Source organism: Dermacoccus sp. 147Ba (genome assembly GCF_004151355.1).
In the GTDB taxonomy this organism is placed as follows: domain Bacteria; phylum Actinomycetota; class Actinomycetes; order Actinomycetales; family Dermatophilaceae; genus Dermacoccus; species Dermacoccus abyssi.
Genome location: NZ_SEHL01000007.1, coordinates 14,109 through 38,859 on the forward strand (window position 1 = coordinate 14,109; position 24,751 = coordinate 38,859).

Consider the following 24,751-nt stretch of genomic DNA (forward strand, 5'->3'; position numbering starts at 1 on the left):
CGGCTGATGAACGGCGATGCCGACACCGTTGACGTGGGTGCACGGCATCGAGCTCCTGGACCCCACGCCGTACCTCAACGGCGGTGAACTCGTCCTCACCACGGGGCAACGGCTTCCTGCGGAGCACGACGAGTGCCGCGCGTACGTCCAGCGCCTTGCAGCTCACGACGTCGGTGCGCTCGGCTTCGGCGTGGGTGTCGGGCACGACACCGTGCCGGACGCGGTGGCCCTAGCCTGTGTCGAGTTCGGACTTCCGCTGCTCGTCGTGCCCGAGCCCACCCCCTTCGTCAGCATCGTGCGCGTCGGCGCGGATCACGTGGCCGAAGCGGAACGGCGCGCGCTGCGTCACACGGTGGAGTTCCAGCGTCGTCTGACACGCGTCGCACTGCGTGACGGCGCCGAGGCGGTGGTCAGTGCGGCCCGAACGTTCCTCGAGCGCCCCGTCGTGGTGCTCACCGCGGACGGCGCGGCCGTCGGCGAGGGGCCAGTTGTCGACGAACTTTTCCACCTGCAGGCTGCGGGGCGCCTCCCGCGTGGTCGTCGTGTGCTCAGCGCCGACGACGTGGAGGTGCACCCCCTCATCGGTCAGGCCCACGAGCACGGATGGTTGGCCACAGCGTCGACGCCGCCGCTCGGGCCCTCGGAGCGCTTCGCGCTCCAACACGTCGTCTCGTGCCTGTCGCTGCTCATGGAAACGCCGCAACGGCTGACGCAGCTCCGTGACGACCTGGGCAGGGCGTTGCTCCACCAGCTCGAGGAGGGCCGCGACTCCCCCGGGGAGTTGACCCACTTCGGCCTGTCTCCGGACACGGCTGTCGCCCTCGTCGCGTACCCCACCGCGACGGCGCGGTCCGACGTGTGGCGAGCACAGGCCGAACGGGCGTCGGCCGAGGCCAACGCCATCTTCCGCATTGACGGCGACGAACTCGTTGCCGTCGCTCCGAAGCCGATCACAGTGCCCGGGAGTCACCTTGGGCATGCGGGGTTGGGCGGTGACGCCGCGGGGGCGCTCGAGCGCGCGCGTTTTGCCGCGCGAGCCGCGCGGCGCCGCGGAGTGCCTGTTGTCGACGGCGAGGCAGCCCTTGACGTCGTTCTGGCCCAACCCGCGATAGAGCGCGCCGTCGACGCGTGGGCGGGCCGGTGCTCCAGCGGCTCAGCGACGACGGATCGGAGTCTCTACGCGTCACGGTGACGGCCTTCCTGCGTCACGGTGGGTCGTTCGATGCGACGGCGCGGGAGCTGAAGGTCCACCGGCACACGGTGTCCTCGCGGGTGCGGCGGGCTCAGGAGGCGATGGGGCTCGACCTCGCAGATCCTGACGTGCGCGCCCTGCTCTGGCTCGCCCTGGCGAGGTGAGCGCAGCGACATCCGTCGGTCCTCAGGAACCCTCGCGCCGAACGGGCAACGCCTGAGCGCTCCCGGAGGACGTTCCGGCGGACGACCCACCCGACGGCGTTGCCAGCCGTTGCGCGTAGTGCGCGGTGCGATCCCGGATTCTGACGACGTAGTCCTCCGTCTCCGGGTACGGAGGGATGTCCTTGAATTTCTGCACGGCTCCGAAGCCGGCGTTGTAGCCGGCGAGCGCGAGCTCGTACGGGTGGCGGTCGTAACCGGAGTGTCGCGACTGCTCGAGCAGATGTTTCATGAACCGCCCCTGCGCGGCGATGGCGTCCTTCGGGTCGTAGACGTCACCGCCACGGCCGTAGGTCTCCCACGTGTCGGGCATGAACTGCGCCAGACCCTGCGCGCCGACGGACGAGCGAGCCTGCGGGTCCCACTTGGACTCCGCTTCCAACTGAGCCGCGAGAACCGGTGCGGGAACGCCGGATTCACGAGACGCCGCCTCGATGTAGGGCGCCCAGCCGTTCGGCACCATGCGGGCGTCGAGCGGGCCGATCGGGTTGTCGAAGGACGACGGAGGACGCGGCTCCGGCTTGAGCGCGACGTACGCCTTCGCTGCGATGAACGGCAGCGAGAGCACGAGAAGCGTGACGGCGACGACCGTCACCCAGCGGGTCCGTGATGCGCGAGTCGCCGGCACGTTTCCTCCTCGGCTCGGTGCGCGGGACGGGCCCGCTCGCTCCCCATGGTGGCGGATCGACCTGACGTTTCGCTGCACGTCAGAAAGCGGGCTCAGCGCGTGGCGCGCTCCAGAACGACCTGGGCGACCGCGAGATCCTGCCACGGCATCCCGACCGTCTTGAAGACGAGCGGCCGGCTCGGGTCGAGTTCCGCGTCGCCGCGCACGACGTCCTTCATGAGGAGCAGGTCGTCGCGCGAGAGATCGCCGTCGGCGATGGCGAGCACGACGTCGCCCGCTTCGCGCAGGGCGGTCTCCACGTCCTCGACGACGACCTGCGCGCGGTCCATGAGAGCGCCCGGCACCTCGCGGGCGTCGGGGGAGTGCGAGCCCATGGCGATCACGACGACGTCGCGGCACACGGCGTCTGCGGAGAAGAGCGGTTCCTCGGCAGGAGTGGCGCACACGACGACGTCGGCTCGGGTGAGAACGGCGTCCAACTCGGGGCTGCCGGCGGCGACGACCGAGCCACGTGAGATGACGTCGTCGCCCACGTTCTCGGGGGCGCGGCTGACGAAGGTGACGTCGGCGAACGGCTCGGAGACGACATCGGCGAGGGTGTCGACGTGCGACGTGCCCTGCGGGCCGGTGCCGAACACGACGAGACGCAGCGGGCCGTCGAAGCGCTCGAGCGCCGGGCGGATGCCGGCGACGGAGACGGCCGGGGTGCGCAGCGTCGTGAGGGCGGCGCCGTCGAGGACGGCGGTCGGCGCGAGGGTGTCGCCGTCGAACATGAGGTAGCTGCCCTGGATGACGGGCAGGCCGCGTTCGGGGTTGTCGCGCCCGAGCGTCATCACCTTGATGCCGATGCCGGTGCCCACCTCCGACGGCATGAGGAGCAGCTGCCCTTGTCGATCGGGTTGACGACGCGCGAGAGGTCGTCGGCCGGGTCGAAGCCCGCGACGAGCGCCGAGCTGAGCGCGTTCACGGCGTCGGCCGGCGACATGACGGAGAAGATGCGGTCTGCGTCGAGGAAGAGCATGGGCGCTATTCCACCACGACCCGCTGACGTCGCGCCGAACGCGAGATCCGCGCGGATTCGGCCTTGTCGGTGCCTTGTGATTGGCTGGAAACATGACGACGACATGGCGTGACGAGGCCTCCCCGCAGGCTCAGGCCGACCTCGACGAGCTGCTCTCCGCAGCCCTTGGCGCGGCTATGGAACACCTCGAGAAGAACGGCGAGTTCTACCCCTTTGCCATGTCGGTCGACGGCGAACCCACGGTCGACGCCGACGGCGAGCCCACCGCCGCGAGCAGCGGTGTGAAGGCGCCCGACGTCGACATCGTCTTCGCCGACCCGGCTGCGCTCGGCGAGCAGCCAGAGCCAGAGGCGGTGCTCGCCGAACTGCGCCGCCTGCTCAAGGTGCGCGCGGAGAACGAGAACCGCACGGTGGCGCAGCGCGCCACGGCCATCGTCCTGCAGGTCGTCGTGCCGCAGTTCGGTGACGCGGTGCGCGTCGACCTCGAGCACGCCGAGCAGATCCAGCTCATGGTGCTCGCGCCCGTGCTCTCGAAGGGCAAGGCCCGCAAGCGCACCTTCGACTTCGGCGAGCTGCGCCTGTTGCCCGGCCAGCGTCACATCTGGTGATCCGGTGAACGATTCTTCCGACGCCTCCGGCACCGCCGGCGAGGCGGTCACACCCGGCCACGAGGATTTCGCCGGAGACTTCGCGGCCCAGGCCGACGCGGCCGCCCGCGAAGCGAACCCGAAGGTCAAGACCCTCACCCAGCGTCTACCCAAGACACCGGACGCCGACCGCGTCTACGAGGCGTTCGGCGCCTGGGTGGGCGATCGCGGCCTGAGCCTCTACCCCCACCAGGAAGAGGCCATCATCGAGGTGCTCGACGGCAAGAACGTCATCCTCGCCACCCCCACAGGCTCGGGTAAGTCGATGGTGGCCACGGCTGCGCACTTCGCGGCGCTCGCCGACGACCGCGTCAGCTTCTACACCGCGCCCATCAAGGCGCTCGTGAGTGAGAAGTTCTTCGCGTTGTGTGAGATCTTCGGCGCCGAGCACGTCGGCATGCTCACCGGTGATGCGTCCGTGAACCCGGACGCTCCGATCATCTGCTGCACCGCCGAGATCCTCGCCAACATCGCGCTGCGCGAGGGCAAGACCGCCGACGTCGGGCTCGTCATCATGGACGAGTTCCACTTCTACTCCGAGGGCGACCGCGGCTGGGCGTGGCAGGTGCCGCTGCTCGAGTTGCCGCAGGCGCAGTTCCTTCTCATGTCGGCAACCCTCGGCGACGTCACGCGGTTCGAGACGGACATGACGCGTCGCACGAGCCGCGAGTCGGTCACCGTCGCGGGCGCCGAACGTCCCGTTCCGCTCAGCTACTCCTGGTCGACGACTCCGCTCAACGAGACCATCGAGGAACTGCTCGAAACGCGTCAGGCGCCCGTCTACGTTGTGTTCTTCACGCAGGCCCAGGCTCTGGAGAACGCGCAGGCGCTCATGTCGCTCAAGGTCGCGAGCCGCGAGGATCGCGACAAGATCGCCGAGATGATCGGCGACTTCCGTTTCTCCTCGGGGTTCGGCAAGACCCTCAGCCGTCTCGTGCGCCACGGCATCGGCGTGCATCACGCCGGCATGCTGCCCAAGTACCGCCGTCTCGTCGAGACGCTCGCGCAGGCGGGCCTCCTCAAGGTGATCTGCGGCACCGACACGCTCGGTGTCGGCATCAACGTGCCCATCCGCACCGTCGTCCTTTCGGGCCTGACGAAGTTCGACGGCACCCGTCAGCGTGTGCTCAAGTCGCGCGAGTTCCACCAGATCGCGGGGCGCGCCGGGCGGGCGGGCTTCGACACGAGCGGTTCGGTCGTCGTCCAGGCGCCCGAGCACGTCATCGAGAACACGCGCAACCTCGCGAAGGCCGGCGACGACCCGAAGAAGCTCAAGAAGGTGCAGCGCAAGAAGCCGCCCGAGGGCTTCGTCAACTGGAGCGAGGAGACGTTCGACAAGATCGTCGCCAGCGAGCCCGAGCCGCTCGTGTCGCGCATGCGCGTCACGCACTCGATCCTGCTCAATCTCATTGCGCGCGAAGGCGACCCGTTCGTTGCCGTGCGCGACCTCGTGCGCGACAACCACGAGGACTCGAAGAAGCAGACCCGCCTGGCCAAGCAGGCCATCGGCCTCTACCGGGAGATGCTCGCTGCGGGCGTCGTGCGTCGCCTCGACGAGCCGCAGGCCGACGGACGCCAGGTCGATCTCACGGTGGACCTGCAGGACAACTTCGCGCTCAACCAGCCGCTCGCACCGTTCGCGCTCGCGGTGCTCGACATGCTCGACCCCGACGAGGCAGCGCCTGCTCGCGGTGACGCCGAGCCGTCCGACGCTCCGGCGCGCACGACGCTCGCGCAGGACTACGCCGTCGACGTCGTGAGTGTCATCGAGTCGATCCTCGACGACCCGCGCCCGGTGCTCATGCAGCAGCAGTTCAAGGCGCGCGGCGCTGCCGTGGCCGAGATGAAGGCCGAAGGCATCGAGTACGAGGAGCGCATGGAGCGCCTCGAGAACGTCACGTGGCCGAAGCCGCTGGCCGACTTCCTCGAAGCCGCGTTCGAGACGTACGCGCAGACGCAGCCGATGGTCTCGATGTACGAGCTGTCGCCCAAGTCCGTCGTGCGTGAGATGTACGAGAACGCTTGGAGCTTCGGCGATCTCATCCGCTACTACGACCTCGCGCGCAGCGAGGGCGTCGTGCTGCGCTACCTCACCGACGCCTACCGCACGCTGCGTCAGACCGTGCCGGAGTCGAAGAAGACCGAGGAACTGGCCGACCTCATCGAGTGGCTCGGCGAAGTCATCCGCCAGACCGACTCGAGCCTGCTCGACGAGTGGGAGGCGCTCACGCACCCGAGCGACGGGCCCGTCACGGCGGAGAAGGCGCTCAAGCCGCGCCCGCTCACGGCGAACCCGCGCGCCATGAAGGTGGCCATCCGCAAGGCGATGTTCCGGCGCGTCGAGCTCGCCGCCAAGGACGACGTCGACGGACTTGCCGCCCTCGACAAGGCGGTCGCGGCGAGCACTGATCCCGCCACGGACATCGTCATGGACGCCGACGCGTGGGACGCCGACCTCGGCGCCTACTACGACGAGCACGACGAGATCGTTCTCGACGCCGACGCCCGCGGGCCCAAGATGCTGCGCATCACCGAGCACCCCGACAAGTGGGAGGTGCGCCAGGTCATCGTCGACCCCGACGGCGACAACGACTGGGGCATCGACGCGGAGGTCGATCTGGAGGCCTCGAACGAGGCCGGCGTGCCCCTCGTCGTCGTGGTGGGCCTCAACCGCCTCGACGGCTGAGGTCTCGACCCGCGCTGGCTCTCACCGGGGGTGACGCGGCACACCCGGACACGTGACCAGCTGCCTCGAAACCCGGGCGTATCCTCGAACTTTGGCGACGAGCGGCTGCCATAGGCCCGCTCGCGCCCAGACGCGACGAGGAGATTCGATGACGCAGCCCGGCGGCTTGGCCCGCACGTTGAGCCACCGCACGATGCTCATGATCGGCCTCGGGTCGGCGCTGGGCACGGGGTTGTTCTTCGGATCCGGCGCGGCCATCGGTGTCGCGGGTCCTGCGGCCGTCGTCAGTTACGCCCTCGGCGCCCTGCTCATCGCCGTCATCGGCCTCGCCATGGCCGAAATGGCGACGGCGCGGCCCGAACCGGGCAGCTTCGGCGCGGCTGCCGGTCGCTACCTCGGCGAATGGGCCGGCTTCGTCTCGCGCTGGTGCTACTGGGCGGCCAGCGTCATCGCCCTCGGCGGTGAGGTGGTCGCCGCGGGCGCCTACCTCACGTACTGGTGGCCCGGCGTGCCGCTCGTCGTCTTCGTCGCGCTCGTCGGGCTGACGATCGTCGTCATCAACCTCCTGTCGGTCGGCTCCTTCGGCCGCGCCGAAGCGGCGTTCTCCACGCTCAAGGTGACGGCGCTCATCGCCTTCATCCTCATCGGTCTCGTGCTCGTCCTCTTCGGCGCGCCGGGCCGCGCGGCCACGGGCTGGGGCAACCTCACCGAGCACGGCGGCTTCCTGCCCAACGGGCTCGAGTCGATCTGGCTGTCGATGGCCATCGTGATGTTCGCCTTCGTCGGCGTCGAGGTCATCCCGATCGCCGCCGCCGAGGCCGAGAACCCGCGCCGCAGCGTCCGCACCGCGATGCGTGCCCTCGTCGCGCGCCTCGGCCTGTTCTACGTCGTCGCCGTGCTGCTCATCGTCACGCTCAACGCCTGGACGGCGACCGCCTCGGCCAAGGGTCTCGAGGCCAGCCCGTTCGTGCGCGCTTTCGACGCCGTCGGCATCCCGGCGGCCGCGGGCGTGATGAACTTCGTCATCCTCGTCGCAGCTCTGTCGACCGGCAACGCGCAGCTCTACGGCGCGGGCCGCCTCGTCCACTCGCTCGCCGTCGACCGCCTCGCGCCGGCCTTCCTCGCTCGCACAAACATCAAGGGCGCACCCATCGTGGCGACGCTCGTCTCGGCGCTGGGGCTGCTCCTCGCCGTGTGGCTCGCCGAGACGGGTGTGGCCGACGCGTTCACGAAGCTCGTCTCCATCGCCACGTTCTCCGTGCTCCTCACGTGGCTGCTCGCCCTCGCGAGCTACATCGTGTTCCGTCGGACGGGCGACGTGCACGGCAGCGTCCACCTGCCTGGCGGCGCGGCTGTCGCGGGGGTCGGCATCGCCGGGATCCTGGCCGTCATGGCCACTGCGTTCAAGGTGCCCGACATGCGTGACGCCGCCCTCGTCGGAGGCCTCTGGCTCGTCGTGTTGCTCGTGGGCTACGCCCTGACGCGTGGGGTGCGGCGCACCAAGGTCACGATCAGCTGACGCCGGAGGGTGGGCGAATTCGATTTTCGCCCCGTTTGGTGGTGGGCTAAGGGCATGAGTGTGCCTGTGACGTCCACCTACCGGTTCCAACTGCACGCCGACTTCACCCTCGACGACGCTCGGGCCCAGCTGCCCTACCTCAAGAAGCTGGGCATCTCGCACGCCTACTGCTCGCCGATCCTCGCGGCGGTGCCCGGCTCGGTGCACGGCTACGACGTCCTCGACCACACGCGCGTCAACCCCGAGATCGGTGGGCGGGAGGCCTTCGTCGCCTTCGCCGACGCCGCACACGAGATGGGCCTGGGCGTCATCGTCGACGTCGTGCCCAACCACATGGCCTTCGTCGCGCCCGAGTCGGGCAACCGCCCGCTGTGGGCGCTGCTCAAGGGCGGCCAGGACGCCCCGACGGCGCACTGGTTCGATGTCGACTGGGCGGCCGGTGACGGCAAGCTCGGCGTCCCGATCCTCGGTAACTCGCTCGAGCAGGAGATCGCCGACGGCGCCATCACGCTCGACCGCAGCGGCGACGAGCCCGTCATTCGCTACTACGAGCACGACTTCCCCGTCGCGGACGGCACCCTCGACGGCGTCTCTGAGGAACCGACGGGCGACGAACTGCGCTCCCTCCTCGACGCCCAGCACTACCGCCTGGCCTTCTGGCGCGAGCGCGACACGGTGCTCAACTACCGCCGCTTCTTCGAGGTGAACGAGCTCATCGCCGTGCGTGTCGAGGTGGCCGAGGTCTTCGACGCCACCCACGCGTTGCTGCTCGAGCTCCACCACGCCGGCCACATCGACGGTTTCCGCATCGACCACCCCGACGGCCTCGCCGACCCGCGCGGTTACCTCGCGCGCCTCGCGAAGGAGTGCCGCAAGGACACCCCGATCTGGGTCGAGAAGATCCTCGAGCCGGGGGAGGACCTGCCGAAGGACTGGGCGTGCGCGGGCACGACCGGTTACGACGCGATGGCGGCGATCACGGCAGCGCTCGTGGACGACGCGGCGGCGCCCGTTCTCGACGAGGTGTGGCAGCGAGCCCTCGCCGAGGGCGACGCCCACGACGTCCACGAGGCAGCGGCCGACGCGAAGCGCTTCGTCGTCGAGAACGGCCTGGTGGCGGAGGTCGAGCGGCTCACCCGCCGCGCGAGCGAGGTGCGCCCCGACCTCAAGCGCGCTCGTCTGCGCGCCGCCATCGTCGAACTGCTCGTCGCCGCGCCGGTGTACCGCGCCTACCTCGTGCCGGGTGAGCGTATGGACGCACGGGCGAAGGCCCACCTCGACGACGCCCTCGCGGCAGCGCGCGAGAGCCGTCCCGATCTCGTGACGGAGATCGACGCCCTCAAACCCATCGCGCTCGTGCGCCCGACGGCCGGAGCCGACGAGTTCGTCGACACCGAGAGCTCGTCGGCCGACTTCGCCGTCCGTCTCCAGCAGACGTGGGGCCCGGTCATGGCGAAGTCGATCGAGGACACGCTCTTCTACCGCTGGCACACGCTCACCGCGCTCAACGAGGTGGGTGGCGACCCTGCGGTGCTCACCGACGCGGGCCCGCACCGCCTCCACGCGTGGGCGCAGCACAACGCCAAGCAGTGGCCGCGCACGATGACGACGCTCTCGACGCACGACACGAAGCGCAGCGAGGACGTCCGAGCCGCACTGCTCGCCCTCGCCGGCGACACCGACGCGTGGCGCGAGTGCTCCGAGGCCGCCTTCGCGCTCGCCGACGCCGCGGGCGTCGACAGGGGGGCGGTTCACCTCGTGTGGCAGACGATCGCCGGGTTCTCCACGGCCTTCGGTGTCGACGACGACGGCTCGCACGACCTCGGCATCGACGCCCAGCGCCTCGACGACTACCTGACGAAGGCGCTGCGCGAGGCCAAGGTGTTCACCGCCTGGATCGACGGTGACGAGACGTACGAGGAGCAGGTGCTCGGCCTCGCCCGCCTCGTGCTCGCCGCGCCGGCGAACGACAAGCAGGGCGAAGCTGCGGCGTCAGCGGATGCGAAGTCGACCCTCGCCGCCGATCTGCGCGAGCGCATCCTCGCCGCGCGTCGCGACAACGCCGAGTCCATCCGCCTCACCGGTGACTCGCAGAAGGTGCTCGAACTGTTCCTGCCGGGCGTGCCCGACACCTATCAGGGCAGCGAACGCCCGACGCTCAGCCTCGTCGACCCCGACAACCGTCGCAGCGTCGACTACGCCGAGCTCGAGCGCCGCCTCGACGCGCCGGGTTCGCGTCCGCGCCTCGTGGCGCAGTGCCTCGCGGCCGATGTACACGACCCTGCGAACCCCGGCTCGACCTACAGGCCGCTCGAATCCGACAACGAGTTCGTCGTTGCCTTCGAGCGTGCGCTGCCGGCCGGCTCGGTCGCGCGCCGTCACCTCGCGGACGCGGGTCGACGCGTGTCCGACGCCGGACGCAGCGTCCAGCGTCTGGTGAACCGCGACAAGGGAGCCAAGGCGGACGCGACGGACCACGCCTTCGAACATGCCGAGCACGGCGCCCCGTTCGCCGTTGCGGTGGTCGGGGTGCGCGCGGCCTCGCGCGCCTTGCGCGACAACACGCTCGCCGACGCGGACGTGCCCCTCTCGGCGGGCACGTGGCGTCACGCCTTCAGCGGTCAGCGCGTCGTCGTCACGGACGGCCAAGCGCTGCGTCTGGGCGACCTCGAACCCCACGAGTTCGGGCACGTGCACGTGCTCGTGCAGGAGAAGTGATGACGATGACCACCTACGCATCGCCCGACTTCACCGGGTCGGTGCAGACCATCTCGGTCTGGGCGCCCAACGCCGAGCGCAGCGTCCACCTCGTGGCCGACGGCGTACGTTCCCTCATGCGCTCCGGTGACGACGGCTGGTGGCACTCGCGCGAGCCGCTCGCCGTCGGCAGCGAGTACGCGTTCAGCGTGGACGGCGGCGACCTGCGTCCCGATCCGCGCAGCCTGCTGCAGCCCGAGGGCGTGCACGGCCCGAGCCAGGTCGTCGACCTCGGTGAGTACGAGTGGAGCGACGCCGAGTGGCAGGGCCACCACACGCGCGCCGGCGGCAACGGTCTCGAGGGCGCTGTCTTCTACGAACTGCACATCGGCACGTTCACCGAGGAGGGCACGTTCGAGGCGGCGGCTGCTCGCCTCGACCACCTCGTCGACCTCGGCGTGACGCACGTCGAGATCCTGCCGGTGAATGCCGTTCCGGGCCGCTGGAACTGGGGTTACGACGGCGTCAACTGGTACGCCACGAGCAGGGCCTACGGCGGCCCGCAGGCGTTCCAGGCGTTCGTCGACGCGTGCCACGCCAAGGGCCTCGCCGTGTGCCTCGACGTCGTCTACAACCACCTCGGGCCGAACGGCAACTACCTGCCGGTCTTCATGCCGATCTACAACGAGGCCCGCCAGTCCCCGTGGGGCACGGCCATCAACCTCGACGGCCCGAACAGCGACGAGGTGCGTCGCTTCATCATCGAGAACGCGCTCATGTGGTTCGAGCGCTTCCACGTCGACGCCTTCCGCCTCGACGCCGTGCACGCGCTCGTCGACGACTCGGCCGTGCACATCCTCGAGGAGATCGTCGCCAACCTCGAAGCCGCAGCCGAGCGCCTCGGACGCCGCGTCGTCGTCGTGGCCGAGTCCGACCGCAACGACCCCGCCACTGTGACGCCGCGCCGGCGCGAGCCGGTGACCGGCGAAATCGCCGTGGCCGACGGTGGCTCCTCCGGCCTGGGCCTCACGGGCCAGTGGGCCGACGACATCCACCACGCCCTGCACGTGCTGCTCACGGGCGAGACCCAGGGCTACTACGAGGACTTCGCCGATCCGGAGGCGCTCGCAAAGGTCTTCACGACGCCGTTCTTCCACGACGGCACGTACTCCAGCTTCCGCGGGCGCCGTCACGGGCGCCCCGTGGACCCCGCGCAGACGCCCGGCTGGCGCTACGTCGCATCGCTGCAGACGCACGATCAGGTCGGTAACCGCGCCTCCGGCGATCGTTTGTCGCACCTGCTCTCCGTCGGTCGGTTGGCTTGTGGTGCAGCGCTTCTGCTGTCTTCGCCCTACACCCCCATGCTGTTCATGGGGGAGGAGTACGGCGCTCGCACGCCGTGGCAGTTCTTCACCGACCACGACGACCCCGAGATCGCCGCGGCGACGTCGCGCGGTCGCGCCGAGGAGTTCGCCGCGCACGGATGGGGCGACGAGGTGCCCGACCCGCAGGAGGAGTCGACGTTCACCAACTCGACCCTCGACTGGAGCGAACTCGACGACACCGAGGGGGAGTCTGCGCTCCTGCTCGACTGGTACCGCACCCTCATCCGCCTGCGCCGTGACGAGCAGGCGCTCGCCGCCGACGATCTCGGCACGACGCGGGTGGAGCGCCGCGGGAAGGGTTCGAGCAGCGTCGTCGTTGTCCACCGAGGCGACCTTCGTGTGGTCGTCAACCTCAGCGACGAGCCCGTCACCGAAGCGGGCGAGGTCGTCGCGGCCTGGCACACGGTCGACGTGCGTGAAGGCCGCGACGGCAGCGGCTCGAGCGTCGTCATCCCGACGGACTCGGTCGTGCTCCTGCGCTGAGACGCCGACCTGACGAAGGGAAACCCGCTCTTGGCTCGCGCCCACCACAAGCCGCTGTTCTTCACCGATCGTGACTTCCAGTCGTTCGCCGGCGCACCCGACCCGGCGGACGTGACGGCGGTGGCGCACGAGAGCGCGGCCGTGCTCGTGGGCGCGGGGCGCACCAACTCCGACCCCGAGGTGACGCGTCGACTCATCGCGCTCACCGACGAGATCGGCCTGTCGACGCTCGCGCAGCTGTGGTCGGGGCGTCCCGCAGTGTCCCTCCCGGGCGCGATGTGGCGCCTCTACACGCTGCGCGAGTGGGTGCGGCGGGCGTCGGTCGAGGCGTCGGCGGACTACACGGCCGGAATCCGGCACGCGCAGGTTTCGCACGCGGTCGCCGGTTCGGCCGACCCGTACGGCCCGAAGGAGATCGAGCACCTCGTCGACCGCATTCTCGAGGGCGCGTTCACGGGTGACTTCGCCGTCGCGCTCGAGCGGGCTGCCGCGTTCTGCCGCGTCGTCGCGAGCGGACGGGCCGAGCGCGCGGAGCGTCACGACGGACACGACGACGCTCGAGCCGACGGTGAGGCGCGTAGCGCTGCGCTCCTCGGTGACACGGCTCGTGACCTGACGAAGTGCGCCGCCGCTTGGCGCATCGGATCGCTCGACTGATGTGGAGCGCCTGCTCGACGACGTTGGGCAGACTTTCCTGCGCTCGGGCAGTGTCTCCCTCGGCCCGAATGCAGGAAACCCTGCCCAGCGATGACGCCGGCGGTAGGGGCGGTCCCAAGGTCGTGGCACATGCCACCCGTTCGGGGAATGAAATCGCCGCACTCAGTCGTTAGGCTTGAACGTGCGCTGGGCCGCGGTAGCCCCGGGTCCCAAATTCAGCCGCCACGAGCGGCCACGTGCCGAGAGGCGCTCCCGGCCCAGCGCGCTTCACGTCGGAACGCTCACCTCGCTGCTGCGGGGTGAGCGTTTTCATGGGGACGGAACCATGGGCCTCAGTGCTCGAGCAGGTAGTGCTCGGCGGCGTCCCGACGCGCCTTCTCGCGGGCCCGTCGTCCCTTGCCGCGCCACTCGCAGACGTGACACACGCCGAAGCTGAAGTTGCCGTCGTCGATGATGCCGGGGGTGTCGGAGAACACGATCTCGTCGGGGGTCGGCTCGGCCCCTCGCTCGATGACCTGCTTCTTGCGTCGCTTCAGGATCTTCTTGCGCGACGTTCCCCCGAGCGCGATTGCTTCATTCGCCACGCCCCCAAGTGTGCATGACGTCGTGGTGAACGACAGGCGAAGAGGCCCCGGATATCCGTGTAATGATCATCACGCTTGTGGACGTTTGTCCAGCTAGGTTGCTTCACCGGTTGGGGTCAGACGCGGGTACGGCTGCAGGCGGACGCTGTTCGAGAAGGACGAAGGCCTCCGACACGCGCAGTGTCGGAGTGCCTTGCCGAAGCCAGAGGTAGTGAACCTCGCTCAGCGATTCTTTCTTGGCTGAGCTCGGTGCGGCGCTCCGGTCCGGTGCTCGCTACGCTGCGCTCCGATCCTCACGCCGCTTCGATGCGCGTCTCCGTACGCCCGGAGCCCGGGGCACCATCCTCGCTTCGCTGCGGTGGTACCCCGGGCTCCGTTCTTCGTCGACACGACCTTCGCTCAGCCGATTCCTTCTTGGCTGAGCTCGGTGCGGCGCTCCGGTCCGGTGCTCGCTACGCTGCGCTCCGATCCTCACGCCGCTTCGATGCGCGTCTCCGTACGCCCGGAGCCCGGGGCACCATCCTCGCTTCGCTGCGGTGGTACCCCGGGCTCCGTTCTTCGTCGACACGACCTTCGCTCAGCCGATTCCTTCTTGGCTGAGCTCGGTGCGGCGCTCCGGTCCGGTGCTCGCTACGCTGCGCTCCGATCCTCACGCCGCTTCGATGCGCGTCTCCGTACGCCCGGAGCCCGGGGCACCATCCTCGCTTCGCTGCGGTGGTACCCCGGGCTCCGTTCTTCGTCGACACGACCTTCGCTCAGCCGAAGCGGCCCGAGATGTAGTCCTCCGTCGCCCGCTGATCCGGGTTCGAGAACATCTTCTGCGTGTCGTTCATCTCGACGAGCATGCCCGGCTTGCCGGTCGCCTCGAGGTTGAAGAACGCGGTGCGGTCGGCCACACGAGCGGCCTGCTGCATGTTGTGCGTGACGATGACGATCGTGTACTCGCTCTTGAGCTCGTTCATCAGATCCTCGATGGCGAGGGTCGAGATGGGGTCGAGCGCCGAGCACGGCTCGTCCATGAGGAGAACGTCGGGGGAGACGGCGATCGCGCGGGCAATGCACAGACGCTGCTGCTGACCACCGGAGAGGCCGGCACCCGGCTTGTCGAGACGGTCCTTGACCTCGTTCCAGAGGTTGGCTCCGCGCAGCGACTCCTCCATCTTCTCGGCGAGCACCTTCTTGTCCTTCACGCCGTTGAGGCGCAGCCCCGCGACGACGTTGTCACCGATGGACATCGTCGGGAACGGGTTGGGGCGCTGGAAGACCATGCCGACGGTACGGCGCACGCTCACCGGGTCGACACCGGGGCCGTAGAGGTCCTCGTTGTCGAGGAGCACCTTGCCCTCCACGCGCCCGCCCGGGATGACCTCGTGCATGCGGTTGAGGGTGCGCAGGAAGGTCGACTTGCCGCAGCCGGACGGGCCGATGAAAGCCGTGACCGAACGGGGCTCGATGGTCATGGACGCGTCCTTGACGGCGAGGAAGTCGCCATAGAAGACGTTGAGATTCTGAACGTCGATCCGCTTGCTCATGTGACTCAGTTTCCTTCGAAGTCGTATCCGTCGATGCGGATGTCAGTTCTTGACCTTGCTCAGGCGGCCCACGAGGCGGCCCAGCAGGTTGAGGATGAGAACGAGGAGGATGAGGGTGCACGCGGCAGCCCAGACGCGCTCGTTGGTTGCCGGAACGGACATGTTGTCGCGACCCTCGTTGATCATCGTCGGCAGCGTTGCCATGAGACCGTCGAAGAGATTCGGCGACAGACCGCGGAAGTAGGGGCCGAGGACGAGGAGTGGCGCGGTCTCACCCATGACGCGGGCAAGGCCCAGCAGGACACCGGTGACGATGCCGGAGAAAGCCGTCGGAAGAACGACCTTCATGATCGTCTTCCACTTCGGCACACCGAGCGCGTACGACGCCTCGCGCAGCTCGTTCGGCACGAGCTTGAGCATCTCCTCCGTCGAGCGCACGACCACGGGGATCATGAGCAGGACGAGCGCGAGACACACCGCGAACGGAATGCGGGTGAACCCGAACGTCGTCACCCACAGCGCGTAGATGAACAGCGCGGCCACGATCGAGGGGATACCGGTGAGGATGTCCACCATGAAACTGACGGCCTTCGCGAGGCGGCCGCGGCCGTACTCGACGAGGTAGACGGCCGTGAGAACACCGATCGGAACGGCGATGAGGGCCGTGACGAAGGCCTGGATGAGCGTGCCCTGGATGGCGTGAGCCGCTCCGCCGGCCTGTTCGCGTCGGCCGACGCCGCGCTGGCTCTCGGTCCACCAGCCCGCGTCGAGCAGCAGGCGGCCGCCCTTGGAGATGACGGTCCACATGATCCACACGAGCGGGACGAGCGCGATGAGGAACGCCGCCCACATCACGACCCTGGCGATGGCGTTCTTCGTTGCGCGGCCACCGGACTGACCCTTCTTGCCCAGGCTCCCGGAGGCCTGGTCCACAACTGCCGTGCTCATTCGGAGAAGGCCTTCCTGCGTTCGATGACGATGCGGGCGAGCGAGTTGACGACGAACGTCAGGATGAACAGCACGAGACCGGCGGCGATGTAGGCGCCGGTCTTCGTCGGGTTGTCGAACTCGCCGGCGTTGTTGGCGATCTTCGAGGCGAAGGTCTCACCGCCGGTGAACAGCGACCAGTTCCAGTCCGCATTCGGAGCCAGAGCCGACACGATCATCATGACGGCCACGGTCTCGCCGAGCGCGCGGCCGAGACCGAGCATCGACGCGGAGATGATGCCGGGCTTGCCGAAGGGGAGCACCGCGGTGCGGATGACCTCCCACTTCGTGGCGCCCAGAGCCGTCGCGGCGTCCTTGTGCGCCTGCGGCGTCTGCGCGAAGACCTCGCGCGAGAGGGCCGTGATGATCGGCAGGATCATGATGGCGAGGATCACGCTGACGAAGAAGATCGTGCTGCCCGCGCTGGTCTGCGTCTCGCTGAAGAGCGGGAACCAGCCGAGAACGGAGGTGATCACGTCCTGGACCAGCTGGAAGAGCGGGCCGACCGTGAACAGACCCCAGAGGCCGTACACGATCGAGGGGACGGCGGCGAGCAGGTCGATCAAGGCCGCGCCGGGCTTGGCGAGCCAGGAGGGGGCGTACTGCGTGAGGAACAGCGCGATGCACACCGCGAACGGCACGGCGATGGCCATGGCCACCAGCGAGGTCGCGACGGTGACCCACAGCAGACGTGCGATACCGAAGTGCAGCGGCGAGGAGTCGACGTCCCAGTCCTGCGAGAGCAGGAAGTTCGAGTCGTTGTCCGCCAGCGCCGGAATCGCCTGGATGACGAGGAAGGCGCCGACGAGGGTGACGAGTGCGACGACGAGGATTCCCGCGCCGGAGGCGAGGGCGGAGAAGATCTTGTCGCCGAGGCGCCCCGTCGAGGCGCCGTCGCCGGCGGGCGTGCGGTCTTCGGGCCCGCCCTCGTGCGGGTCGTCGTCAGGGACGGGCGTGTCGGCCGCCGAGACGCCGGTGATTGAACTCATGAGCTTTCCTGCCCCTTTGCTCGTTCTGGTCGATGGATCGAAGAGGACACCCACATCGGCAGTCGATCCGTTTCCCCGGACGTGCCGCAGGGTGCTCGGGGCGAGTTCGCCCCGAGCACCCCGTCAGGCGTCGAGCATCACTTGATGGCGTTGACGGCCGTCTTGACCTTCTCCTGGACGGAGGTCGGCAGCGGGGCGTAACCCTGCTCCTCGAGGCCCTTCTGCACGTCCTCGCTCGCGAAGTGGTTGAGGAACGCCTTGACCGACTTGCCCTTCTCGGCGTCCGAGTACTTCGAGCAGACGATTTCGTACGTGACGAGGACGATCGGGTAGGTGCCCTTCTCCTTCGTCGTGTAGTCGAGCTTGAGGCGCAGGTCGTTGCCCTTGCCGTCGATCTTGGCTGCCTCGACGGCCTTGCCGGCCGACTCACCCGCGAGCTCGACGGCGCCGGCGCCGTTGTCGATCTTGGCGACCTGGAGGCCGTTGTCCTGCGCAGCCGACCACTCGGCGTAGGTGATGCCACCGTCGGTGGACTTCACGGCGGAGGCGACGCCGGCCGTCTTGGCCTTGCCCTCACCCTTGCCGGTCCACTTCTTGGCCGGCTCGGCCGTCCACTTGTCCTTCGCGGCGCCGTTCAGGTACTTCGTGAAGTTCTCCGTCGTGCCCGACTCGTCCGAGCGGAAGAAGACCTTGATGTCCTTGGCCGGGAGCTTGACGCCGGAGTTGATCTTGGCGATCGCCGGGTCGTTCCACTTCGTGATCTTGCCGTTGAAGATGTCGGCGAGGACGGCGGGCGTCAGGGTGATCGGGTCCTTGACGTCCTTGAGGTTATAGGACACCGCGATCGGGCCCGTCACCATCGGGATGTTCCAGGCATCGGAAGCGCAAGCCTTCTTGGCCTCGTCGACCTCGATCTTGCCGTCCTTCGGCTTCGTCTTGAGCGCGGAGTCGGAGCCGGCGAAGTCGACCTGCTTGGCGATGAACTGCTTGATGCCGTTACCGGAACCGGTGCCGTTGTAAGTGACGGTGGCGTCGGAGCAGTTCTCACCGTAGGAGTTGATGGCTTCCTGAATGGCGTTGTCCTGGGCGGTGGAACCCTCGGCCTTGAGGGCCTTCGTTCCGCACTCGCTCGAGGAGCCGCCGCCGGACTTGGAGGACGAGTTGTCGGAACCGGACGTCTCGCTGCCACAGGCGCTCAGGGCGAGGGCGCTCGCGAGCGCGACACTGGAGATGCGGGCAATGCTCGTGATCTTCACGGTGGGTGTACCTCTCGAAAACTGGATTCCGGGCATGCGCCTGGACGTGATGGAACATAGGCGTCGAGAGTGACCGGATGGCCCTGCTTCGGTGAACGGAGCGTGAACGTGACGCCGCCCGAATGAGATGTGCATCACATCCGTTTCCGACCGGCGGTTGGCCGCGTCGGTGAGGGCGCGTCAGCGTTCGAGCACAGGCGTGCGCAACCGCTCGACCGAGATCACCTGAGCGTTCGCTCCCGAGCCCAGCATCTGACACACGAGAACCTCGCCCTTGTCCATGCCGTTGGCCTTGATGCGACCGAGCAGGCGACGGGCCGGAGATCCCTTCGGAGCGTGCTCGGACAGCGTTGCGACGAGCGCCGGCAGGAGTGGGCGGTGGGTGCACAACGCGACCGGTAGACCGCGTTCGAACGCCTTGACGAGCTGTCGCCCGGCCTTGGCGGGGGAGACCTCGAAGGTCTCCTCGGACAACGCGGCCTTCGTGCGAAGCGGCGTGCCCGTGGCGTTCGTGAACGGCTTGACCGTCTGGACGCAGCGGGCCGACGACGACGAGACGACGCGCTCGGGCGTCCACGCACCGAGGACCGGCACGAGGGCCTTCGCGCGCTGCTTGCCGCGATCACTCAGGGGGCGTCGAGCGTCGTCGGAACCGCGGTAGGCAGAGCGGGCTTGAGCGTGAGAGTGACGTACGAGCAGCAACGGCCACGTCTCGAGGCGCCCGGTGAGCTCCGCTTCGACGAGCGCGTCGAGGGGCAGGTGATCCCGCGAGTAGCTCAGCTTGCGCCGGGCATTCTCAACGGTGAGCCAGCGGACCTCGTCGACCTCGTGGTCGAGCGCGCCACTGCCGCCGACGACCTCGGCCGCCCAGTAGCGCACCACCTTGGTGCTGCCGTTGGCGAGGCCGTAGACGAGTTCGGGCAGCGGAATGCCGAGACGGACGGCCAGACCCGTCTCCTCGAGCACCTCGCGCACAGCCGCCTCGGCGAACGTCTCGCCGGGGTCGAGTTTGCCCTTGGGCCAGGACCAGTCGTCGTAGCGGGCGCGGTGGACGAGCGCCACCTCGAGGCGTCCCTGACGGCGGCGCCACACGAGCGCGCCGGCGGCAGGAACGACCTGGGGGTTGCCGCGCCGGGCGTGGTTCACCCGGTTCGCCGGGCTCACCGGCGGCGGCCCTTGCGGCGACGCTTGGAGTAGGCCTCGATGAGGTCGGCTTGGTAGTCGTGCTTCGGCTCGCCGTCGGCGAGGAGATTCTCACGGTGCCAGCGGCCCTCGGCGTCGAGACGCCACGACGACGTCTCGTCGCTCATGCCGGCGGCGACGAGGTCCACGAGCGTTGAGACCTGGCGCTCGTCCGTGAGCCCGACGAGAGCCTCCACGCGCCGGTCGAGGTTGCGGTGCATCATGTCGGCGCTGCCGATGTAGACCGTCGGCTCCTTGCCCTCGATCTCGAAGATGAAGACGCGGCTGTGCTCGAGGAAGCGACCGAGAATCGAGCGGACCTCGATGTTCTCGCTGAGACCCGGCACACCGGGGCGCAGGGCGCAGATGCCGCGTACGAGCACGTTCACCTTCACGCCGGCCTGCGAGGCGCGGTAACAGGCGTCGATGATCTGCTCGTCCACGATCGAGTTCACCTTGATCGAGACGGTGGCCTTCTTGCCGGACTTGGCGGCCTCGATGCAAGCGTCGAGGCGTTCGAGCAGCCCGCTGCGAACCGAGCGCGGGGCGACGAGCAGGCGCTTGAACTTGGCACGCGGGGCCATGCCCGAGAGCTGGTTGAACAGGCGTCCGATGTCCTCGCCCACGTCCGGGTCGGTGGTGAGCAGGCCCAGGTCTTCGTACAGGCGCGCCGTCTTCGGGTTGTAGTTGCCGGTGCCGACGTGGCAGTAGCGGCGGATGCCGTCGCCCTCGTGACGCACGACGAGGCACAGCTTGGCGTGCGTCTTGAGCCCCACCATGCCGTAGACGACGTGGACGCCCGCGCGCTCGAGCTTGCGGGCCCAGGAGATGTTGTTCTCCTCGTCGAAGCGGGCCTTGATCTCGACGACGGCGAGCACCTGCTTGCCGGCCTGCGCGGCGTCGATGAGCGCCGTGATGATGGGGGAGTTTCCGCTCGTGCGGTAGAGCGTCTGCTTGATCGCGAGGACGTCCGGGTCGGCGGCGGCCTGCTCGACGAACGCCTGCACCGACGTCGAGAACGAGTCGTACGGGTGGTGCAGCAGGATGTCGCTACTGCGCATCGCGCCGAGGATGTCGGGGGCTTCGGAGCGCTCGACGGGTGCGAGCAGCGGGTGCGTCTTCGGCAGGAAGCGCGGCCACTGCAGCTCGCTGCGGTCGAGATCGGCGATGTCGCCGAGGCCACGCAGGTCGAGCGGTTCGGGCAGGCGGAAGACCTCGTCGTCGCTCACGCCGAGTTCGCGGGTGAGCAGTTCGAGGACGTGGGCGTCCATGTCGTCGGCCACCTCGAGGCGCACAGCCGCACCGAAACGACGACGCGTCAGTTCCTTCTCGAGAGCCGTGAGGAGGTTCTCCGCGTCGTCCTCCTCCACCTCGAGGTCCTCGTTGCGGGTGACGCGGAAGGTGAAGTGCTCTCGCACCTCCATGCCGGGGAAGAGCACGTCGAGGTGCTCGGCGATGACGTCCTCGAGCGTGACGAAGCGGGCGTGGTAGAGCGCGTCCTCGTCCGGCCCTGCAGGCAGCTTCACCATGCGGGGCAGCAGCGGCGGCACCTTGACGCGGGCGAAGTGCTCGCGCTCCGTCTTCGGATCGATGAGCAGGACGGCCAGGTTGACCGACAGGCCCGAGATGTAGGGGAACGGGTGCGCCGGGTCGACGGCGAGCGGCGTGAGGACGGGGAAGACCTGCGACTCGAAGTAGCGGCGCAGGTACTCGCGGTCGGCTTCCGTCAGCTGTGTCGGCTTGAGCAGCTGGATGCCCTCGTCCTCGAGCGCCGGGCGCACCTGGCGCTGAAAGACGCCCGCGTGGAGATCCATGAGGTCGTGCGAGGCGCGGGTGAGGTCGTCGAGGAGCTCGCGCGGTTCGAGGCCGGAGGCCGAACGCACGGCGAGACCAGCAGCGATGCGGCGCTTGAGGCCGGCGACTCGCACCATGAAGAACTCGTCGAGGTTGCTCGAGAAGATCGACAGGAAGCGGGCGCGCTCGAGCAGCGGCACGTTCGGGTCGGTGGAGAGCTGCAGGACGCGCTCGTTGAACTGCAGCCACGACATCTCACGGTCGAGGAAGCGATCGCCCGGCAGGTCGTTCGGAGCCTTGTCGCGTTCGGCGTCAGGGCGGGGAGCGTTCTCGGCGGCCCGCGGGCGTGCGGCGGCGCGGGGCTTGAACCGGGCGACGGCAGCCGACGACGTGGTGTTCGGCGCGGGTGGCGCCACCTCGCCGGTGCCCGTTGCTGCATCCAGCGTGGCGTCGGCGCCGGCCGGAGTGGCGGTACGTGCACTTGCCGGCGTCTGCTTGCCGGAGCCGCTCTTGGCCGGCGTGCGCTTGCTCGCGGAGGCCTTCGGGGTGTTCTTCGAACCGGAGGTCGAGGCAGTCATGCCCCTATCGTTACAGGCTCTCGGCGCCGGTGTGAACGTAGAGGACGTCCTGAGCCGATTTGTGGAATCCGCGACGTGTGTAGGTGGCCTTGGCGGGCTCGTTGTCGCCCTCGACGTAGAGCTCGACCTCGTGGACGCCGAGCCCGGCGAGGTGGGCCAGCCCGAGGTTCGTCAGCGGTCCGGCGAGCCCGCGGCCCTGGTAGGCCGGTGCGACGGCGACGACGTACACCTCGCCCGTGTCGCTGCCGGGCTCACGCTTCGTCCAGTGCGACGCGGCCAGTTCGCCGCTCGGCTCGTGCCACACGAGAATGAGCCCTTCGCGCTCGAACCACTCCTCTGCCATACGCGCGCGCAGGTCGTCCATCGTCATCCGGCCCTGCTCGGGGTGGTGGACGAAGGCCGCCGCGTTCACGTCGAGCCAGGCCCGGGCCTGGTCGTCACTGCCGTCGAAGGGACGGGCGACGAACCCCCCGGGGAGCTCGACGTCGAACGTCTCCTCGGGGCTGACCTCGCGGCTCATCTGCCACAGGTCGCGCACGCGTTCCAGACCAAGCGCCTCGGCTAGGGCGCGCGCACTCTCGAAGTCGCCGTGGGCCCACACGCCGTAACGCTCGACGTTCTCCCCTTCGGCAGCGAGCAGCGCCGTGGCGACGCCCCGGCGGCGATGCTCGGGGTGCGTCACGAGATCGCACGCGGCGCCGTCGCCCTCGGCGTCGACGAGGACGCCCACGATCGTTTCGTCGCTGTCGCCCTCGGCAACGCGCACCACGCTGTCGCCGGCGCCACGCTGGATCGCCAGGCGCGACTCCTCGTTGAGCGCGCCGACACCGTCGACCGCCTCGGCGCTCGCGGCGAGGGCGAGGATCGCGGCGGAGTCGTCTGGAAGATCGGCGGGGCGTACGCGAAAGGTCATGCAACCACCCTAACGAGCGGCATCGGGGCGCCTCGGTTGCTCGACGAAGCGGTAGCCGACGTTACGCACGGTGCCGATGAGGGCGTCGTGTTCGGGGCCGAGCTTCGCGCGCAGGCGCCGCACGTGGACATCGACGGTGCGGGTGCCACCGAAGTAGTCGTAGCCCCACACCTCCTGCAGGAGCTGATCGCGCGTGAACACACGGCCGGGGTGGCCGGCGAGGTGTTTGAGCAACTCGAACTCCTTGTACGTGAGATCGAGCGCAGTGCCGCGGATGCGTGCCCAGTAGGCGTCCTCGTCGATGACGAGTTCACCCGCGGTGATGCGCGCCGTGCGCTCCTCGTCGGCGCCCGAGCGCGCGAGGGCGAGCCGGATGCGAGCGTCCACCTCGGCCGGCCCGGCGGTGTCGACGAGAACGTCGCTGACGGCCCACTGCGTGGTCAGCGCCACGAGGCCGCCCTCGGTGAACACGCCGATGACGGGCAGATCGGGCAGCAGCTTCTCGAGCGACGTGGAGACGCCCCGCATGGCGACCAGATCGGAGCGCGCGTCGAGCAGGACGAGGTCGGTGTCGGTGCGGGTGGCAACCGCCGAAGCCTCCGGGGCGATGACGCGAACCCGGTGGGCGAGCGCCCCCAACGCGGGCAGAACCTCGACGCTCGCACCGCGTGCGTTCGTCAGCAGGAGGAGGTGCGCCACGCGTCAAGACTACGGTTGGTGCAGGTAAGCCACCGAAAGGAAGGGCCGAAGAATGGACACGACGAGCGTCCGAGTTCGCTACTGGGCCGGCGCCGAAGCGGCCGCCGGTGTGCAGACCGAAGACCTCGACGTCTCGGGTGCGAACCCTGTCACCGTGGGACACGTGCGCCGCGCGGCGCTCGCAGCGCACCCGACGATGGGTGACGTCCTGGCGCGCTGCAGCGCCCTGGCCGACGGTCGGCGTCTCGACGACGACGCCGTGGTGGCCGAGGGCGTCACGGTGGAACTTCTCCCGCCGTTCGCCGGGGGATGAGCGAGGGTGGAAGGATGGGCGCGTGAGCGTACTGACAGCCCCCACGCCGTCGCTGCGCGCCTCGGGCGCCCTGGCCGGTGTCCTCGCCGGCGGCGCGGTTGCGGTCTCGAGCGCCCTGCCCGTCGGAGGGGTCGCCTTCGTCAGCCTCGCGCTCGGTCTCGTGCTCGCTTGGGGCTGGCCCCGGTTGGTCAATCTGCCGAGCCCTCGCGGTACGAGTACCGTCCTCGCCCTCACAGCCGTGGCCCTCACGGCGACGATGGTGGCCGGCGACGCAGGTGATCGAACCCGCTGGGCCGGCGCGGTCGTCTCGCTCGGACTCATCGCGAGTTTCCTGCACCAGCTCATGCGCCAGGACGGGCGTCCGCGCCTCGTGATGTCACTCGCCGGCACCGCCCTCGGGCTCGGTGTACTCGGCGCCGGTTCCTACCTCGTGCCGGCCGCTGACGACGTGACCTCGCACCGCCTGCTCGTGAGCGTCGGCGTCGCGGCGGCGCTCGGTTGCCTCATCGACGGCATTGCCGGGGCGACGTCCCGACGCCTGGAGATGGGGATGGGCCAGACGATTCTCGGTGGCCTCGTGGGTGGCGTGGGTGCGGTTGCGGGCCTCGACCCGGTGGTCGCGATCGCGGCGGGTGCCCTCACGGGTCTTCTGTCGTGGGCCTGCCTTCGCACGACCGTCACGATCGCGACGTCGGCGCATCGGCGCGCACAGCTGGCCGCAGGCAGTGCCTGCGTGCTCGTGTGCGGATTCCTGCCGGTGGCTCTCGCCCAACTCGTCTGACGGCTCG

General features: G+C 69.1%; 22 protein-coding genes. 10 read left to right on the top strand and 12 right to left on the bottom strand.

The window, feature by feature from the left end; translation table 11 throughout:
- The first annotated feature begins 16 nt into the window (after positions 1–16).
- Positions 17–1,192, top strand: a complete 1,176-nt coding sequence (locus tag EVU97_RS10085) for a PucR family transcriptional regulator ligand-binding domain-containing protein (RefSeq protein ID WP_129665516.1) — start codon at positions 17–19, stop codon at positions 1,190–1,192.
- Positions 1,189–1,356: a helix-turn-helix domain-containing protein gene (locus EVU97_RS10090; protein ID WP_165357938.1), complete on the top strand. Its 168-nt coding sequence runs from the start codon at positions 1,189–1,191 to the stop codon at positions 1,354–1,356. The genes EVU97_RS10085 and EVU97_RS10090 overlap by 4 nt, the downstream gene beginning before the upstream one ends.
- Positions 1,357–1,378: 22 nt before the next feature.
- Here EVU97_RS10090 and EVU97_RS10095 read toward each other — a convergent pair whose 3' ends face one another.
- From EVU97_RS10095 to EVU97_RS15230, 3 genes are all read right to left on the bottom strand, one after another.
- The gene (locus EVU97_RS10095; RefSeq protein WP_129665520.1) at positions 1,379–2,041 is read right to left on the bottom strand and encodes a lytic transglycosylase domain-containing protein; all 663 of its coding nucleotides are present in this window, start codon (positions 2,039–2,041) and stop codon (positions 1,379–1,381) included.
- Between the two features lie 92 nt (positions 2,042–2,133).
- A complete protein-coding gene (locus EVU97_RS10100; RefSeq protein WP_240730197.1) occupies positions 2,134–2,913 on the bottom strand; it encodes an ornithine cyclodeaminase family protein in 780 nt (259 codons plus the stop codon).
- Positions 2,874–3,062, bottom strand: a complete 189-nt coding sequence (locus EVU97_RS15230; RefSeq protein WP_240730198.1) for a hypothetical protein — start codon at positions 3,060–3,062, stop codon at positions 2,874–2,876. Before EVU97_RS15230 ends, EVU97_RS10100 begins: the two co-directional genes overlap by 40 nt.
- Positions 3,063–3,154: 92 nt before the next feature.
- Here EVU97_RS15230 and EVU97_RS10105 point away from each other — a divergent pair, with 92 nt between their 5' ends.
- From EVU97_RS10105 to EVU97_RS10130, 6 genes are all read left to right on the top strand, one after another.
- Positions 3,155–3,670 carry a hypothetical protein gene (locus EVU97_RS10105; RefSeq protein ID WP_129665522.1) on the top strand — a complete coding sequence of 172 codons (516 nt, stop codon included), beginning with the start codon at positions 3,155–3,157 and terminating at the stop codon, positions 3,668–3,670.
- Between the two features lie 4 nt (positions 3,671–3,674).
- On the top strand, positions 3,675–6,395 hold the full coding sequence (locus EVU97_RS10110; protein ID WP_129665524.1) for an RNA helicase: 2,721 nt from the start codon (positions 3,675–3,677) through the stop codon (positions 6,393–6,395).
- Between the two features lie 148 nt (positions 6,396–6,543).
- Positions 6,544–7,914 (top strand): amino acid permease, encoded by a 1,371-nt coding sequence (locus EVU97_RS10115; protein WP_129665526.1) that lies wholly within the window; start codon positions 6,544–6,546, stop codon positions 7,912–7,914.
- A 54-nt stretch (positions 7,915–7,968) separates the two neighbouring features.
- A complete protein-coding gene (treY, locus tag EVU97_RS10120; RefSeq protein ID WP_240730199.1) occupies positions 7,969–10,632 on the top strand; it encodes a malto-oligosyltrehalose synthase in 2,664 nt (887 codons plus the stop codon).
- Positions 10,632–12,479, top strand: a complete 1,848-nt coding sequence (gene treZ, locus EVU97_RS10125) for a malto-oligosyltrehalose trehalohydrolase (RefSeq protein WP_240730200.1) — start codon at positions 10,632–10,634, stop codon at positions 12,477–12,479. The genes treY and treZ overlap by 1 nt, the downstream gene beginning before the upstream one ends.
- A 30-nt stretch (positions 12,480–12,509) precedes the next feature.
- Positions 12,510–13,136 (top strand): hypothetical protein, encoded by a 627-nt coding sequence (locus tag EVU97_RS10130; RefSeq protein ID WP_129665528.1) that lies wholly within the window; start codon positions 12,510–12,512, stop codon positions 13,134–13,136.
- A gap of 332 nt (positions 13,137–13,468) precedes the next feature.
- Here the strand turns inward: EVU97_RS10130 and EVU97_RS10135 are convergent, their stop codons facing one another.
- The 9 genes from EVU97_RS10135 to EVU97_RS10175 form a co-directional block, all read right to left on the bottom strand.
- Positions 13,469–13,720 (bottom strand): hypothetical protein, encoded by a 252-nt coding sequence (locus EVU97_RS10135; protein ID WP_047312352.1) that lies wholly within the window; start codon positions 13,718–13,720, stop codon positions 13,469–13,471.
- 755 nt (positions 13,721–14,475) lie between these two features.
- Positions 14,476–15,252 carry a phosphate ABC transporter ATP-binding protein PstB gene (gene pstB / locus EVU97_RS10140; protein ID WP_129665530.1) on the bottom strand — a complete coding sequence of 259 codons (777 nt, stop codon included), beginning with the start codon at positions 15,250–15,252 and terminating at the stop codon, positions 14,476–14,478.
- A gap of 42 nt (positions 15,253–15,294) precedes the next feature.
- Entirely contained in the window at positions 15,295–16,200 is a 906-nt protein-coding gene (gene pstA, locus EVU97_RS10145; protein ID WP_129665532.1) for a phosphate ABC transporter permease PstA, read from the bottom strand.
- Entirely contained in the window at positions 16,197–17,228 is a 1,032-nt protein-coding gene (gene pstC / locus EVU97_RS10150) for a phosphate ABC transporter permease subunit PstC (RefSeq protein WP_129665534.1), read from the bottom strand. Before pstC ends, pstA begins: the two co-directional genes overlap by 4 nt.
- 137 nt (positions 17,229–17,365) lie before the next feature.
- Entirely contained in the window at positions 17,366–18,484 is a 1,119-nt protein-coding gene (gene pstS, locus EVU97_RS10155) for a phosphate ABC transporter substrate-binding protein PstS (protein ID WP_129665536.1), read from the bottom strand.
- A 180-nt stretch (positions 18,485–18,664) separates the two neighbouring features.
- Positions 18,665–19,648, bottom strand: coding sequence for an NUDIX hydrolase (locus EVU97_RS10160; RefSeq protein WP_240730201.1), 984 nt, complete (start codon positions 19,646–19,648; stop codon positions 18,665–18,667).
- Positions 19,645–22,038, bottom strand: a complete 2,394-nt coding sequence (locus EVU97_RS10165) for an RNA degradosome polyphosphate kinase (RefSeq protein WP_129665538.1) — start codon at positions 22,036–22,038, stop codon at positions 19,645–19,647. The genes EVU97_RS10160 and EVU97_RS10165 overlap by 4 nt, the downstream gene beginning before the upstream one ends.
- 10 nt (positions 22,039–22,048) lie before the next feature.
- Entirely contained in the window at positions 22,049–22,951 is a 903-nt protein-coding gene (gene mshD, locus EVU97_RS10170; protein WP_129665540.1) for a mycothiol synthase, read from the bottom strand.
- A 9-nt stretch (positions 22,952–22,960) separates the two neighbouring features.
- Entirely contained in the window at positions 22,961–23,650 is a 690-nt protein-coding gene (locus EVU97_RS10175) for a response regulator transcription factor (protein ID WP_129665542.1), read from the bottom strand.
- Between the two features lie 52 nt (positions 23,651–23,702).
- On the opposite strand from EVU97_RS10175, the gene EVU97_RS10180 reads away from it, so the two are divergent.
- Together EVU97_RS10180 and EVU97_RS10185 are read left to right on the top strand one after the other, a co-directional pair.
- The gene (locus EVU97_RS10180) at positions 23,703–23,963 is read left to right on the top strand and encodes a MoaD/ThiS family protein (RefSeq protein WP_047312344.1); all 261 of its coding nucleotides are present in this window, start codon (positions 23,703–23,705) and stop codon (positions 23,961–23,963) included.
- A 22-nt stretch (positions 23,964–23,985) separates the two neighbouring features.
- Entirely contained in the window at positions 23,986–24,744 is a 759-nt protein-coding gene (locus EVU97_RS10185; RefSeq protein ID WP_129665544.1) for a hypothetical protein, read from the top strand.
- Positions 24,745–24,751: the final 7 nt, after the last annotated feature.

What these genes read in the sequence shown, in the direction of transcription:
- EVU97_RS10085 (WP_129665516.1), top strand. Translation starts at nt 17, where the DNA reads ATGCCGACACCGTTGACGTGGGTGCACGGCATCGAGCTCCTGGACCCC.
- EVU97_RS10100 (WP_240730197.1), bottom strand. Translation starts at nt 2,913, where the DNA reads ATGCCGTCGGAGGTGGGCACCGGCATCGGCATCAAGGTGATGACGCTC.
- EVU97_RS15230 (WP_240730198.1), bottom strand. Translation starts at nt 3,062, where the DNA reads ATGCTCTTCCTCGACGCAGACCGCATCTTCTCCGTCATGTCGCCGGCC.
- EVU97_RS10105 (WP_129665522.1), top strand. Translation starts at nt 3,155, where the DNA reads ATGACGACGACATGGCGTGACGAGGCCTCCCCGCAGGCTCAGGCCGAC.
- EVU97_RS10115 (WP_129665526.1), top strand. Translation starts at nt 6,544, where the DNA reads ATGACGCAGCCCGGCGGCTTGGCCCGCACGTTGAGCCACCGCACGATG.
- treY (WP_240730199.1), top strand. Translation starts at nt 7,969, where the DNA reads ATGAGTGTGCCTGTGACGTCCACCTACCGGTTCCAACTGCACGCCGAC.
- treZ (WP_240730200.1), top strand. Translation starts at nt 10,632, where the DNA reads ATGACGATGACCACCTACGCATCGCCCGACTTCACCGGGTCGGTGCAG.
- pstB (WP_129665530.1), bottom strand. Translation starts at nt 15,252, where the DNA reads ATGAGCAAGCGGATCGACGTTCAGAATCTCAACGTCTTCTATGGCGAC.
- pstA (WP_129665532.1), bottom strand. Translation starts at nt 16,200, where the DNA reads ATGAGCACGGCAGTTGTGGACCAGGCCTCCGGGAGCCTGGGCAAGAAG.
- pstC (WP_129665534.1), bottom strand. Translation starts at nt 17,228, where the DNA reads ATGAGTTCAATCACCGGCGTCTCGGCGGCCGACACGCCCGTCCCTGAC.
- EVU97_RS10165 (WP_129665538.1), bottom strand. Translation starts at nt 22,038, where the DNA reads ATGACTGCCTCGACCTCCGGTTCGAAGAACACCCCGAAGGCCTCCGCG.
- mshD (WP_129665540.1), bottom strand. Translation starts at nt 22,951, where the DNA reads ATGACCTTTCGCGTACGCCCCGCCGATCTTCCAGACGACTCCGCCGCG.
- EVU97_RS10180 (WP_047312344.1), top strand. Translation starts at nt 23,703, where the DNA reads ATGGACACGACGAGCGTCCGAGTTCGCTACTGGGCCGGCGCCGAAGCG.